Origin of the sequence: Halopseudomonas yangmingensis (assembly GCF_900114825.1) — a bacterium.
Classification (GTDB): Bacteria; Pseudomonadota; Gammaproteobacteria; order Pseudomonadales; family Pseudomonadaceae; genus Halopseudomonas; species Halopseudomonas yangmingensis.
Window position 1 is genome coordinate 1 of record NZ_FOUI01000026.1, and the last position, 13,056, is coordinate 13,056.

General features: G+C 50.7%; 16 protein-coding genes. 15 read left to right on the forward strand and 1 reads right to left on the reverse strand.

Annotated elements, in window-relative coordinates; all coding sequences use genetic code 11:
* Positions 1-561: 561 nt before the first annotated feature.
* The 15 genes from BMZ23_RS14370 (at position 562) to BMZ23_RS14435 (ending at position 12,874) form a co-directional block, all read left to right on the forward strand.
* A complete protein-coding gene (locus BMZ23_RS14370; protein WP_093478927.1) occupies positions 562-852 on the forward strand; it encodes a Flp family type IVb pilin in 291 nt (96 codons plus the stop codon).
* A 65-nt stretch (positions 853-917) separates the two neighbouring features.
* Positions 918-2,393, forward strand: coding sequence for a pilus assembly protein TadG-related protein (locus tag BMZ23_RS14375; RefSeq protein WP_093478930.1), 1,476 nt, complete (start codon positions 918-920; stop codon positions 2,391-2,393).
* 2 nt (positions 2,394-2,395) lie between these two features.
* Positions 2,396-2,863, forward strand: coding sequence for a hypothetical protein (locus BMZ23_RS14380; protein WP_093478933.1), 468 nt, complete (start codon positions 2,396-2,398; stop codon positions 2,861-2,863).
* A gap of 4 nt (positions 2,864-2,867) precedes the next feature.
* A complete protein-coding gene (locus tag BMZ23_RS14385) occupies positions 2,868-3,701 on the forward strand; it encodes a hypothetical protein (RefSeq protein ID WP_093478936.1) in 834 nt (277 codons plus the stop codon).
* 5 nt (positions 3,702-3,706) lie between these two features.
* Positions 3,707-4,396 (forward strand): hypothetical protein, encoded by a 690-nt coding sequence (locus BMZ23_RS14390; RefSeq protein ID WP_143069613.1) that lies wholly within the window; start codon positions 3,707-3,709, stop codon positions 4,394-4,396.
* Between the two features lies 1 nt (position 4,397).
* Positions 4,398-4,571, forward strand: coding sequence for a hypothetical protein (locus BMZ23_RS15010; protein ID WP_177197301.1), 174 nt, complete (start codon positions 4,398-4,400; stop codon positions 4,569-4,571).
* A 15-nt stretch (positions 4,572-4,586) separates the two neighbouring features.
* Positions 4,587-5,510: a Flp pilus assembly protein CpaB gene (gene cpaB / locus BMZ23_RS14395; protein ID WP_093478942.1), complete on the forward strand. Its 924-nt coding sequence runs from the start codon at positions 4,587-4,589 to the stop codon at positions 5,508-5,510.
* A gap of 26 nt (positions 5,511-5,536) precedes the next feature.
* Positions 5,537-6,850: a type II and III secretion system protein family protein gene (locus tag BMZ23_RS14400; RefSeq protein ID WP_177197302.1), complete on the forward strand. Its 1,314-nt coding sequence runs from the start codon at positions 5,537-5,539 to the stop codon at positions 6,848-6,850.
* A 14-nt stretch (positions 6,851-6,864) separates the two neighbouring features.
* Positions 6,865-8,592 (forward strand): TadA family conjugal transfer-associated ATPase, encoded by a 1,728-nt coding sequence (locus tag BMZ23_RS14405; protein ID WP_093478948.1) that lies wholly within the window; start codon positions 6,865-6,867, stop codon positions 8,590-8,592.
* 57 nt (positions 8,593-8,649) lie between these two features.
* Positions 8,650-9,492, forward strand: a complete 843-nt coding sequence (locus BMZ23_RS14410; RefSeq protein ID WP_093478951.1) for a type II secretion system F family protein — start codon at positions 8,650-8,652, stop codon at positions 9,490-9,492.
* On the forward strand, positions 9,485-10,363 hold the full coding sequence (locus BMZ23_RS14415) for a type II secretion system F family protein (RefSeq protein ID WP_093478954.1): 879 nt from the start codon (positions 9,485-9,487) through the stop codon (positions 10,361-10,363). Before BMZ23_RS14410 ends, BMZ23_RS14415 begins: the two co-directional genes overlap by 8 nt.
* Complete coding sequence (locus BMZ23_RS14420) at positions 10,353-10,694, forward strand: DUF192 domain-containing protein (protein ID WP_218143620.1); 342 nt, start codon at positions 10,353-10,355, stop codon at positions 10,692-10,694. Before BMZ23_RS14415 ends, BMZ23_RS14420 begins: the two co-directional genes overlap by 11 nt.
* A complete protein-coding gene (locus BMZ23_RS14425; protein WP_177197303.1) occupies positions 10,691-11,137 on the forward strand; it encodes a tetratricopeptide repeat protein in 447 nt (148 codons plus the stop codon). The genes BMZ23_RS14420 and BMZ23_RS14425 overlap by 4 nt, the downstream gene beginning before the upstream one ends.
* Before the next feature lie 17 nt (positions 11,138-11,154).
* Positions 11,155-11,907: a TadE family protein gene (locus BMZ23_RS14430; protein ID WP_177197304.1), complete on the forward strand. Its 753-nt coding sequence runs from the start codon at positions 11,155-11,157 to the stop codon at positions 11,905-11,907.
* Positions 11,908-11,923: 16 nt separating this feature from the next.
* The gene (locus BMZ23_RS14435) at positions 11,924-12,874 is read left to right on the forward strand and encodes an OmpA family protein (RefSeq protein WP_177197305.1); all 951 of its coding nucleotides are present in this window, start codon (positions 11,924-11,926) and stop codon (positions 12,872-12,874) included.
* On the opposite strand, the gene BMZ23_RS15095 is transcribed toward BMZ23_RS14435, so the two are convergent.
* The coding region (locus BMZ23_RS15095; protein WP_218143621.1) for a hypothetical protein at positions 12,871-13,056 on the reverse strand (186 nt) is incomplete at its 5' end. The genes BMZ23_RS14435 and BMZ23_RS15095 overlap by 4 nt on opposite strands.

Sequence of the window (13,056 nt, forward strand, 5' to 3'; positions counted from 1 at the left end):
ATGGCGCCAATGACAATCAAGTACTCGGTGAAGGTCGCGCCGCGCAGTGCACGACGGGCCAATAACAGCCGGGGCATGGGCAAGTCCTTTTGCAGATGGATGTTTAACGGTTAAATCAAGATAGCTGAATTGCGGGTAGTTGATGCTCACTATTTTAATGCTGTATGTTGAGTATTTCAATGCGCAACACCTATAAGGGTGATGCGGTTCGCACTGCTTTCTTTATATGTGAAGGTCTTTAGTAAGCGTGAGTTTGATTTGATGGCTGGGGAGGCTGAATATAGGCATGACAGAGATTTATAGTTTGTGACGTGGTTCGCATTTTTAGGATTTTTTTTTGCAGGTTGAGAAAATTTAGGTTTAAATCCGGCAGCTTTTATTTTGCAGTTGATGTGTGATGCAGAAGGAAATCTTTTTTTGACGTGTGGTGGATATTTCGGCGGCCCTGACTCGGCTTCTTGAATAGTAAGATGATGGTTGTTTGATTTTCCACTGGTTTTTTTGCTTTTTCTGCAAAAAATCTCTGCACAGGACTCGTGTCTTAAATAAGAGGGATGGATAATGAAAAGAATTTTTCTGAAAAAGAAGATGCTTGGCCAAGGTATGACCGAGTACATCATTATTACCGCCTTGATTGCAGTTGCTGCGATTGGTGTATACAGCATGTTTGGTCAAACCATTCGGCATCAGGTTGCGGGGATGGCTAACGAGATGTCTGGACAAAGTGCCACTGCAAACATAGGTGCAGCCAGGAATACTGCTGGTAGTGCACAGGGTGCAGCTAACCAGTCGACTAACCTTGGTAACTACGATCAAACCGCCTCTAGTATTTCGGCAGGCAGCGGAAACTGATTATTGTTCCCTCTTGGATTTAAGGGGGGGGGGTGAGTTGCCGCAAAAGTTATGGATGACAGCGTATGTTGATGCAGCGAATGGCCAGGCAAAAAGGCTATGCGACAATTTTTACAATGCTGTTATTCGTGGCTTTTGCGCTTGCTGCCTTTTCGATGTTCGATGTGGGGCAAGTATCCTCGGAAAGGATACGAATACAGAACACTTCCGATGCGGCCGCCCATAGCGCTGCTGCGCTGTTGGCTCGCGATCTAAATTTTACTGCATACACCAATCGAGCAATGGTTGCCAATCAGGCTGCTATTGGGCAGCTGGTTGCACTCGCATCCTGGACTAATTTCCTGGAGCAGGAAGCGATAAACCTTGATAGGGTGGCCACATTTACCGCTTTGATACCTGGCATTGGGCCTCTCATCAAGCAGGTTACCCAAACTGTCAGGCAGTTTGCGGTGCAATTAAGTTCATTGGTTGATAGTTTGGCAACTGCCGGAATAAGCGTTACAGAGGGTGTGATAGGTGTTCTTTCCAGAGCACAACAGACTTACCATGAAGCAGCTTATGTGGCAGCTCTTGGGTCAATCGCTGGAGTGATACAGGCTAATGATCCGGATATCAATTTCGGTGTTGCAGATACTGTAATGTCAATATCTAGTTTTGCCGATGCCTGGCGAAACCACACTCGCCAAAATTCGCCAAACCTTGGGCAGGGCAGGCGGATTGATAATCTGAATCGGTTCCGCTTCCAGGAAAAAACAGCGCTGATCATGCGCTCACGAGATGAGTTTACCCGCAACCGTAATGATCGTTGGCTCAATGCTGGGGTCGGGATATACCGAGCGAGGATAGATAAATACGGTGGTACCGAGTTAACCATGCATCAGCAGGGCAATAGGCTGGGCTGGGATTGGACTTCTATGGATACCGAGAGCTTTTGGTTTGGCCAGTACGGGTGGAGAGGGACACCGCCGCGTTGGCGCTTGCGCTGGAACGAGGTCCTCCCACTTGGGTGGGGTGCTGCTCACGCGCTTGATGAGAATGACGACTACAACTATCGCAGAAGCGGACGGTGGAATAATAGTTGGGCTAACCCGCGGGCGGCGAGGTTGGCTCAGGCTATGGATAGGGGTAATAACCTGACCAATATTTCTGGCTTGCGCAGTTATCGTGATTTCCATGAGAACAATGATCCTGCCCACAACAGGGGCTTGCGTCCGGGAGATACAAGTCGTACCCAAGGCGTTGTCATTTACCTTGTCAAGGAGGCGGCGAGGCTGGGTACACGAAAAAACTTTGTTGACTCAATTCCGGGGCAGACAGCCGGAACAGTATTGGATGTGCAGGAGCAAGGCGGATTGGCTGGCGATCAGTTGACAGGTGTTGCCAAGGCTGAAGCTTATTTTTCAAGGCCGAGAAACCTGTGGTCGCGCAGAGACGGTCGTATTGAGCATGGAAACATGTACAACCCTTACTGGCAGGTCAGGCTGATTGAACCGAGTGCTTCAGAAATGCTGCGGGCCAGATTGCTGAGTGGGGTTAACTGAAGATGATGCGTGCTTCTTTTAAATCGAGATTTTTGTGCCTGTCGTTTCTCTTGGCATTGGGCAGCAGCTCTTTCGTCAAGGCTAGTGACCCTTTGGATGGCATTGCGCTGCTTGCACTTACTGATGAAGAGTTGTTTGTGCTTGCGGTTGAAAAGGATGATGACTGTTATTTGTGGTTCGCTCAGGCGCGGCGGGCACGTACCGAGTTTTTCCCTGAAAATGATCCCTGGCCAAAAGAGTTTCGTTATAAATATATCCGCGACTTTTTGTTAATGATTGGCCCTGATGCCCTGGCCGAAACTAGTCCAGGTTATCAGATGTCAACGATGATGTTGGAGATGAGTAGTGGGGGAGTTAGTGATGCAGAAACAGCGTTGGCTGTTTACAACCACTGCATTCAGTTCGACCCACGTCATGTCGGCCTGCCGGGCGCCCCAAGTCATCCGCATCCTCAGCTGAGGCAGAGGTAGGGGCATGCTAGGCAAGCCGGTTTCGTTTAACAAATTGCAGCATGGCCAGGTTTTGGCAGAATTTTTGGTGACTGCAATTCTGGTATTGATTCCCAGCTTCATTCTGGTGCTGACACTGGGCAAGTACTTGGAGTCCAAGCAGAAACTTGAGGTGGCAGCGCGCTATGTGGCTTGGGAACGGACTGTTTGGCGCAGCAATGCCAGCGGGTGGTCGCCGGTTCATAACATCAAGTCAGACGCTGTGCTGCGCTCGGAAGCTCAAACAAGAATATTCGCTACCCGAGAACAGCCCATTTTTACCGACCATGCCAGAGCCTTGAACGAGTTTCAAATTGATCCGCTGTTGAACTACCACTATGGCCAAAATGGAGTGTACGAGCCAATCGTCAGAGAAGTTGGCGGGGGTGGGGCGTCATTGATTTACCTGGGTGCCACAACTACTGAACATGCAGTTCCTGGCCCGACGGGTGCGCTGGACAGTGCCGTGAATAGTCTTTCTTCACTTGGTTTGCCCTATTTTAGCCGGTTTGACCTAGGTGCGAATGGCGCGCATACCGCGACTGCTTCGTTGTCGCTGCACAATCCGGCGCGTATGCCTGAACTTGCTAGTCTGAATTTGCAAATGAGTCGCAGCGTTACCCTTGTAACTGACAGTTGGAATGCGGGTGGACCTACCCATGTTCGCAGGCGTGTTGAGGGGCTGACTCCGCTGGGCATGTTTGAGCCGGTTGAAAATGTATTGACTGGCGCTTTGGCGATTGGACCATTTAGGGTGGCGCGTCGCTTGGAGCTTGGCTACATCGATCCGGACCAGGTTCCAACTCAGTATTTGGAATGATTACCTTGAAAAGTCTGATTGTTTTATTGGGGCTGGCGATCATGTGTTTTTCATGGTCGGTTCAGGCGCGTAATTACCCGGATTTTGCGGTAGCGCCCTTCATGCATGTGCAAATTGTTGCAGATGACATGCAGTTTAACGGTGTGCCGATGCGGATTGTTGAGTTCAACTCTACGCAGCCTCGGGCTCGGGTAATTGAGTTTTACCGTGGCACCTGGGGGGATCGGGTAGTTGAAACGGACATGGGAGATCGTTACATCCTGGCGCACAGAGATGGCGACTATCTTCTGACCGTTGATATTGCGGCAGATACCGGTATGGGCGCAAAGGGTACTTTGTCTACGACAGCCTTTTTTGATCCTAGGGTAAGACCTTCGGATACCTTGGGCGAAGGGTTTCCAATGCTGCCGCAGAGCACGGTTTTCAACGATATTAAATCAGTGGATGGCAGCAATTATAGCCGTACTTTGGTGATTAACAGCAACCACAATTTACAGCGTACTTACGATTTTTATCAGCGTCGTTTTTACCAGGAAGGATGGCGTGAAGTCGTGCCTGCATCTGGCAGTGGCGAACCCGTTCAAGCAGCCGGGAGAGCAATGCTGCTGAATCGACGCAATGATGAACTGAATATTGCATTCGTACCTGAAGGGCGGGGAACAATGGTCGTGGCAATTTTGATCACTAGGAGGTGATATGCGCATCAAAATGAGAGGTAGTGCAGCAGTTGAATATGCGCTTGGTTTGGTTTTTTTTGTGGCGGTTGTATTGGCGCCTGTGTTCTCGGGAAAGAACGCAGTGGAGCTGTTGATCGATGCCATAAAGCTTGAGCATTCCGCCTATATGCATGCGTCATCGATGTCATTGTGAGACAGGGCTGTATTTATGAATAAGAAATCGGCCTGGTCTTGGGGCGTACTTGCTTTGGCGTTGGTCGCTGGCGGGCTGGCTTTCTGGCTTTCAAATAGCTATTTGAGTTCTCAGGAGGCTTCGTTGCGTGAGCGGTTGCTCGGTGGGAGTCTGGCTGTCCGCCAGGTTGTTGTAGCGTTAACCCCGGTTAGTCCAGGTGATGTCGTGGGAGGACATAACATGGCGATCGCCGATATTCCCGGGAAACATCTTTCTGCGTCAGCAGTTGGACCAGACGACTTCCACTTATTCGAAGGGCAGGTTGTCAGCGTCGAAATGTCTCCAGGTGAACCGCTTTTAAGTCATTTTGTCTCGGGTGAGGCGGTTTCGCGCTTTTCTGAGTTGCTGGACAGGGGGGAGCGGGCTGTCACTGTTCAAGTGGGAGAGTTGAGCAGCAATGCGGGCATGCTGGCTAACGGCGATTATATTGACCTGTTTCTGTTGACCGATGAGCCCAAGTTGACCGGCGGAGCCAAGGATGAAAAGTCTCTGGTGCTGCTGAGAGAGCGGGTAAAGATTTTATCTGTGGGTAATGACTCACTGAGGTCTCGAGAGCAGGATTTTATTGTGCCTCATATGCATGAGTTTGATCAGTATGCCACGGTGACTATTGGTGTGCCCCGTGAGGATGCAGCACGAATTGCTCTTGCTGAAAGTCTCGGTGATCTGGTTTTCATGCTGCGCAGCCCGGATGACAAAACCATGCATGGTGAGGAGTTGCTGTCTCAGAGTCTGTTGTGGCGGCAACTGGCGCAGGGCCAAAGCGTTCAATACTACACCGGCTCCACAGGGCAAGGTGGCGTTCTGGTTCCGATGGTTGTTTCCAGGGAGTCGTCTGGCCTCAGTGCATTCAGATATACGCAAAAAAGTGTGCCAATTGGCGCCTCGATTGAAAACTAATTCCAAGATGTGTAAGGGAAATGATGATGTCTGCATGGACTGTCTGCCGTTCTGAGCGTTTGCTTGTACTCTTTGCACTGCTGCTGTTGCCGACTCTTGGGCATGCGAATATGCAGTATTACGATTTGCATGTCGGTGAAGTCAGGAGCTTGTCTGTTGGTGAGATTGAGCGGGTGGCAGTAGGCAACGAGAGTGTGCTGAATGTGTCGGTTTTGGATTCGGGCGAACTTTTGTTGATTCCAACTGCGGCCGGTGAAACCGACCTGTTTTTATGGAAGCCAGGCATGCGTATGGAGCGTTTCAGAATCAATGTTCAGGGCGGCAATGTTCATCGTCGTCTTGAGGCTACGCGTTCAGTAATGGCAGCTTTTCCTGGTCTCAGTACCAGATCAGTGGATGGGATGATCATTATTGAAGGTGAGCTTGATCCATCTTTGATGGAAAGTTATGCAAGTGTTGTCGAGGCTTTGCCAGGCATATTGTCTATGGTTAAACCGATTGAAGTGCCAATGCGTCAATTGATCAGGGTTAAGGCTCAGATGATTGAATTTGACGAGCAGTACCGCAAACGGGTTGGTATCCGTTGGGCGGACGCTGCGGAAGGCCCTATGGTGGGCGCAGTAGGAACTCTCGCCTCAAATGATGTGTACCGTTTGGTTCCAGCTGGCGGTAATACAAATTGGGGAGAGTTGCTCGATGTTTTGCCCGCCAATAACAAGAGTTTTCATCCCTTTGTTGGCTTCTCTTCGGCACTCTTCTCAACCATACAGTTGCTGGAAGCAACGGGTGGTGCCTGGACTCTCGCTGAACCAGTATTGACAACCCGGAGCGGGGAGTCAGCTACCTTTTTGTCCGGTGGCGAATTTCCTTATCAGACAGTTGATGGCAACGGCAATCCGGTGGTGAACTTTCGCGATTATGGGGTGCAACTGTCGATTGAGCCAACCGCAGATGCTGCCGGAAATATCATGGTAGGGATTGAGGCGGAGGTCAGCTCAATCGATCTGAGCTCATCGGTAGGCAGCGTGCCCGGCTTGCTGACACGCCGTACTGACTCAGTAATCAATGTCAAAAGCGGGGAGACCATTATCATTTCTGGTCTGCTGACGACTAACAAGGCGTCGTCTAGGGACGCTGTTCCCGGATTGGGACGTTTGCCGGTATTAGGGGCGATGTTCCGGGCTCGGGAAGAGAGCGAGAATCGTCGTGAACTGGTGATACTGGTTACTCCCGAGATTGTTACTGCTCCTCAGGCCATGCCTGAGCCTTTCGCAGCGGGCTATGAGCATATGCGCACGCTGATGCAGGACTCCTCAACACGCATTGATCTTCTGGACTGAGGGGACTGTATCGTATGTTTGAGGTCGCTATCAGTACCAAGCAGGGCACCAAGGTAAACAGTGTCGTATGTACTTCCAGGTCTTGCCTGATAGGCAAGGACCCTGATTGTCTGGTCGTGCTTTACGGGTGGAAAGTAGCCAAGAAGCATGCTGAATTAGCCATGCGGGATGATGGCCTATACATTACCGATCTTGGTAGCTCCAGCGGTGTTCAGATTAACGGTGAGAAGGTTAGCGATTATGGGCCGTTAAATGAAACTGATGTTATTGGTATTCATGGCTACCGTTTGACAGTAAGAATGCATACTGATTCTCGGGCAGTTATGGCGGCTAGTCACGACTCTTTGACCGCGCAGACTGGCCTGGTTGTGTCTGGCAGCGACATGGATAACGAGATGAGCCTTGGGTCTGAATCGCGTGGTTTGCTGCCTCTAGGTTATTCTGACAATACGCAAATGCGCTTGGCCCAGGAGTGGCGAGAAAAAATTCATAAGCTGCTGTTGGAGCAGATGGATCTCCGTCGGTTGAATACCTTTGAAATGACTGACATTGAACTCCGTCGTTTGACCTCGGAGTTGTTGGGCGAGGTCATGGTGACTCTGCACAAGCAGATTCCTGTGAGCTTGAACTGTGATGAGTTGGCTGAGCAAGTGCTTAACGAGTCTGTGGGCCTGGGCCCCCTCGAGGGATTGCTGGCGCAGGATGACATCAGTGAAATCATGGTCAACTGTGCTGATGAGATTTTCTTTGAGAAGGCTGGTCGCTTATACAAGTCTGATATCACCTTTACCAATGATCAGGCGGTGATGTTTGCGATTGAGCGAATTGTGGCGCCGCTCGGCCGCCGCATTGACGAGAGCTCGCCCATGGTTGATGCCCGACTCAAGGATGGCTCGCGGGTCAATGCAGTAATACCTCCGCTGTCCTTGAAGGGACCTTGCATTACTATTCGAAAGTTTTCCAAGGAGCCGCTTACCGCTGAACGCCTCATTGACTATGGCTCGATTAGTCGGCCTATGGTTGAGTTTCTTCGTGCAGCGATTTTGCATAGATACAACGTTGTGATATCGGGTGGAACCGGTTCCGGTAAAACTACGTTGCTGAATGTGCTTTCGAGCTTTATTCCTGACGACGAACGTATCATCACTGTGGAAGATGCAGCCGAGCTTCAGCTTTTTCAGCCCAACCTTATTTCACTTGAGGCGCGTCCGCCTAATCAGGAGGGCAAAGGTGCAGTCACCATTCGGGATCTGATAAGAAACTGTTTGCGTATGCGCCCAGACCGGATTGTTGTGGGCGAGTGTCGTGGTGGTGAAACGCTGGATATGCTTCAGGCCATGAATACGGGGCATGACGGTTCACTTACAACAATCCACGCCAATAGTCCTCGCGACTGCATCTCCCGTCTGGAGGTGATGGTCATGATGTCGGGTATGGAGCTGCCGGTTCAGGCGATTCGTGAGCAGATATCGTCAGCGGTTCATTTGATTGTTCAACAGACACGCTTCAGTTGTGGGGCCCGCAAAGTTACCAGCGTGACAGAAGTCTCGGGCATAGAGAACGGTCGTTTGCAGATGGGCGAGATTTTCCGCTTTGAACAATCAGGACGTGATGCCGATGGCCGCATCCAGGGTCGGTTGATAGCGACAGGGCAGGTGCCGGAAATCTACGAGAATCTGCGTGAGCGAGGTATCAATGTGGATATCAGCATGTTTGAGGCAGGGGCAACACATGCGCATTAATAAGCAGCGTGTTTTGCATACTGCGGACAATGCAGTTTATTTGTGGAGATGCGTTGCATGCTGATTGCTGCACTCCTGTTCGCCATTTCCGTCACAGTGGTGACCTTTGCTGCATTGCGCGTTGCCAGCAGTGCTGCCGAAGCTTATCGCGAGCAGTTTACTGCCGAAGCCAAGGTGAGCCTTTCCGAACTCTACCTGTTTATTGAGCCGGAAAAATTGTACTTCCTGAACGTGCTGATGCTGTTGATAGGCTTCCTCTTCACCTTGTTGCTTACCCAGTCACTTATTCCGGCATTGATTGTAGCGGTGTTGCTTCTGGCTGCACCCAAAATGCTCTACCGGGTTATCAAGAAAAAGCGCCTGGATAAAGTGCTAAATCAGTTGCCTGATGCGCTGCTGTCCATCGCATCGTCGATGAAAGCAGGATCTAGCCTTAACCAAGCTTTGGAGGTCACAGTCAAGGAAGATGCCCCGCCATTAGCGCAAGAACTAGAGTTGTTATTGCGTGAGCTGAGGGTTGGTGTGGCTTTCGAAAAGGCACTGGATAATCTGGCTGCTCGTGTTCCTTCCAATGAAATGGACATGATCGCGGCAGCCATGAAGATATCCCGTGAGGTGGGCGGCAATTTGTCGGAAATTCTTGAGCGTGTTGCCAGTACGATTAGACGCAAGCGAGAAATGGAGGGAAAAATTTTGGCCCTTACCGCGCAAGGCAAGCTGCAAGGCTTGGTAATGACAGGGCTACCATTCTTGCTTGGGGTTGTTCTTTATCATATGGAGCCAGTACATATGTCACGTTTGTTTCATGAGCCAGCGGGCTGGATTGCCATATCACTTATCCTGGTCCTTGTTACCTTGGGCTACGTCTTCATCCGCAAAATTGTGAATATCGATGTCTGATCAAATACTGCCCTTACTCATCGCGGGGATAAGCGTGTGTGCGGCCATTATGCTGGTTGTGTCCTTGAGCAGTCTGTTCAGGGGTATTCCGGAAACGGATCGCCGCTATATGGACCCCTTGCCAAGGTTTTTGAAGCTCATCTGGCCGTTGGCAGATTTTATTGCCGTCCACGTTGGAGAGCGGCTTCCGGTAGAGTTGCTTGAGAAAATCAGGGCCGCACTCAGTCGCTCTGGCCTGTCATATTTGATGTCACCTGAACAGTTTTTTGGTCTGCAGATAATCAGTGCGGCTTTCTTTTTCTCGCTCGCGTATTTTGGGTTGTCCAGCATTGAGGTCGAATCAGTATTTCTATTGATATCCATGACGCTGCTAGGGTTTTTCTTTCCATACCTTTCCGTCAGCGACCGCAAGAAAGTGCGCGAAAAGGATATCGTTCGTTCGCTGAGTATTTATCTCGACTTTATTACCATGGCTGTCGAGGCGGGCCTGAATTTGAACGGCGCATTGATTCAGGCGGTTGATAAGGGGCCTGATGGACCTCTCAAGGTCGAGTTGCACCGGGTCTTACGTGATATCAAGGCCGGCATGAGCAGAGCAGATGCGCTGCGCCTGCTTGCGGACAGGCTGCAGATACGAGAAATAAATGCGCTTGTGTCATCGTTGATTCAGTCGGAAAAAACGGGTTCAAGTGTCGGTATGACCTTGCGTATACAAGCCGAGCAGCGTCGCGTAGAACGTTTCCAGCGCGCGGAAAAGCTGGCACTGGAAGCACCAGTGAAGCTGATTTTTCCCTTGGTGGCATTCATATTCCCCACTACGTTCATCATCCTGGGATTCCCGATTCTGATGAAGTTTATGTATGAACTTTAAAGCGCTGCGCTGTGCCGAGAATGGAGACGTCATTCTTATGGCTTTTGAACCGATGAATTTTTGGGCACGAGCGAAAGGATTGCTTGGGCGCAAGTCACTAGCGCCTGAACACGGCATGTTTTTTCGTAACTGCAAGTCGATTCATATGTTTGGCATGAGATTTCCTATTGATGCGATTTTTCTCGATGCCTCAGGGCGAGTTCTTAAAGTGGTTCACGAATTGCAGCCATGGCGCTGTGCCGCGAGTTACCGCAGCAGCCATGTTCTGGAAGTGGCTGCTGGAAGCGCAGTGCGCCTGGGCCTATTGGAAGGAAGAAGGTTGGTGTTATGACTAAGTGGCTCGTGGTTTCGTGTTTGTTTGTTACGTTGCTGGGTTGTGCAGCAACGCCGAGCGTTGAGCAGCAACGTCAGGGTCTTGAAGAGCTCATGGGGTTGGCCCAGGTCGCCTATGGCGATGGTCGCATGGCTGATGCTGAGCGCCATTTGCATGCCATTACCGAGCGTTACCCGGATACGGTGACAGCCTGGCTAAGGTTGGGCAATGTCTTCTACCGTACCGGACGCTTTGATGCCGCAGTCCATGCATATGAGCAGACCCTGCGCTACGACTCAAGAAATGGCCAGGCTTGGCACAATCTTGCGTTAACACGCATGCAGCAAGCCCGCTCAAATATCGAGGCTGGACTTGGCAGCACAGTACCGGGTAGTCAGGATTATGAAGCCTTGGTACGTTTGCAGCAGTCTCTTGGTGCCGTTAAAGATAGCGGGTTTTGAGGCAAGATATGATGCGCATGGATGCAACACTGATGCGACTGCCGTCTATGGCAAGAATAAGAGGTGCGACCACTGTCGAGCTCCTCTATATGTTGCCGGTCTTCTTTATTCTGACATTCGCTATCATCGAAACAGCTTTTGTATTTCGTATGCGGTCAACCTTGAACGTGGCTAGTTTTCAGGCCGCCAGAACCGGTGCCATGCAACACGCTTTACTGGCGCAAACTGAAAACAAGCTCGCCAGAGGTATGATGCCGTTATACATGAAAGGCTCTACGTCCCCTGCTGCCTATGCCGAGGCGCTAATCACAACTAACGCAATGCTGGCGTTGTTGAAGTCGACTGCTGAGCCGGTGCGCATAATAAGCCCTACACGCACTACTTTTGAGGCTTTCAGGGAAACTCGGCGTTTGGCCATTCCTGGTGATGGCGTCATGCGAAACCGTCAGGTTATGGCCAATGACAATCTGAGATGGCGCCCTACGACTACAAGAAGTGTTGTTATTGATGGTCGGACACTGCCTATCAATATTCAGGATGCCAATATTTTCAAAATCAGCACCTTCTGGTGCTATCAGTTGAAAACACCCTTGCTTGATCGGTTGGTCAACAGGGTCGTTTCAGGGGTCAGTGGTTTGGGTGGCTCTCGAGAACAACGTGCTTGCAACGCTGTTGGCCAGATGAGAGGCGGGTATTACCTTGCAGTCACTTCACAAGCGACAGTACGCATGCAAAGTGATGTCGTGCTTCATGATAATAATCTCAGATGATGCAAGGGGGCAGCATATGCATTCTAAGAAACAGCTTGGCAGGGTAATGGCAGCAGTCCTGCTGTCCGGTCTTATTTCAACACCGGCAACAGCAGTCCAGCTTGATCTTGAAATGCTTGAGCGTGGGCGGGTACATCAGAATGTATCCGAAGGAGGGCGGTTTGAATTTGCCAAAGGCCCCATGATCTATCAGCCTGAATCTGACGAGAATTTTAGTAAGGGTTACCGCCCCGAGAGCATGGAGTACATTCGTGGTGACCTGTTCAGGGAAATCCATGACTTGCCCGCTCATGTTCGTTCCTACGGTGTGTTTACCGATATTGTCGAGTCGCTGACGGGTAGTGGTTTTGATGAAATCTACAGCTGTGAGCGCGAGCAATGTGGTGAGTCAGCCGCCTGGCGTCTTTATCTGTCCACGTTGATCGGTGGGCGTGATGTAACCCAGTACTATTTTGCCGGCGTATCCGGTGACCGCTCGTATGTTGCTGTTTATGTGAATGAGTTGGGTGGTCAGACCAGAGTCCTGGTTGATCATATGCTTATGCGTGTGGCTGACGCCTCAACAGTAGTCGAAGTGGACTTTGCCACTCCTTTCTTCAGCCCTGGTTCAGCTCAACTAAGCCCATCCAGTATTCGGGGGCTAGCTGAACTTGCTGAGCGTATTCGAAGCGAAGATCAGGACAAGTCGCTGATGCTCATTGGTCATGCAGACACTAATGGTGGCTTGCTGCGCAACCTGTTGCTCTCGGGCGCTCGGGCACAGGCTGTAGAGCGTGCGTTGATCAGGGAGTACCAGATTGCGCCGTCTAAGCTATCCGTAGCGGCTTATGGTTATGCGCTGCCCCAAGCTTCGCTGCGTGTAGGTGTTGCAGCAACAGGGAATCGACGTGTTGAAGCGCGGATTATTTCCAAGGTGATGGAGCCCGTGGCTGCAGCTGAGGCTGAACTTGACGTTGTAGTGAATTAACAAGGCGTTGTGTTTCCCCTGATGTCGGGGTTGGCTTCGTAATAGCTTACCTCGTTGTTTTTCGATTGCTTGAATACATACTTGCATAAGGACTTGCCCATGCCCCGGCTGTTATTGGCCCGTCGTGCACTGCGCGGCGCGACCTTCACCGAGTACTTGATTGTCATTGGCGCCATTGCCCT

What these genes read in the sequence shown, in the direction of transcription:
- BMZ23_RS14370 (WP_093478927.1), top strand. Translation starts at nt 562, where the DNA reads ATGAAAAGAATTTTTCTGAAAAAGAAGATGCTTGGCCAAGGTATGACC.
- BMZ23_RS14375 (WP_093478930.1), top strand. Translation starts at nt 918, where the DNA reads ATGTTGATGCAGCGAATGGCCAGGCAAAAAGGCTATGCGACAATTTTT.
- BMZ23_RS14380 (WP_093478933.1), top strand. Translation starts at nt 2,396, where the DNA reads ATGATGCGTGCTTCTTTTAAATCGAGATTTTTGTGCCTGTCGTTTCTC.
- BMZ23_RS14385 (WP_093478936.1), top strand. Translation starts at nt 2,868, where the DNA reads ATGCTAGGCAAGCCGGTTTCGTTTAACAAATTGCAGCATGGCCAGGTT.
- BMZ23_RS15010 (WP_177197301.1), top strand. Translation starts at nt 4,398, where the DNA reads ATGCGCATCAAAATGAGAGGTAGTGCAGCAGTTGAATATGCGCTTGGT.
- cpaB (WP_093478942.1), top strand. Translation starts at nt 4,587, where the DNA reads ATGAATAAGAAATCGGCCTGGTCTTGGGGCGTACTTGCTTTGGCGTTG.
- BMZ23_RS14400 (WP_177197302.1), top strand. Translation starts at nt 5,537, where the DNA reads ATGTCTGCATGGACTGTCTGCCGTTCTGAGCGTTTGCTTGTACTCTTT.
- BMZ23_RS14405 (WP_093478948.1), top strand. Translation starts at nt 6,865, where the DNA reads ATGTTTGAGGTCGCTATCAGTACCAAGCAGGGCACCAAGGTAAACAGT.
- BMZ23_RS14410 (WP_093478951.1), top strand. Translation starts at nt 8,650, where the DNA reads ATGCTGATTGCTGCACTCCTGTTCGCCATTTCCGTCACAGTGGTGACC.
- BMZ23_RS14415 (WP_093478954.1), top strand. Translation starts at nt 9,485, where the DNA reads ATGTCTGATCAAATACTGCCCTTACTCATCGCGGGGATAAGCGTGTGT.
- BMZ23_RS14420 (WP_218143620.1), top strand. Translation starts at nt 10,353, where the DNA reads ATGAACTTTAAAGCGCTGCGCTGTGCCGAGAATGGAGACGTCATTCTT.
- BMZ23_RS14425 (WP_177197303.1), top strand. Translation starts at nt 10,691, where the DNA reads ATGACTAAGTGGCTCGTGGTTTCGTGTTTGTTTGTTACGTTGCTGGGT.
- BMZ23_RS14430 (WP_177197304.1), top strand. Translation starts at nt 11,155, where the DNA reads ATGGATGCAACACTGATGCGACTGCCGTCTATGGCAAGAATAAGAGGT.
- BMZ23_RS14435 (WP_177197305.1), top strand. Translation starts at nt 11,924, where the DNA reads ATGCATTCTAAGAAACAGCTTGGCAGGGTAATGGCAGCAGTCCTGCTG.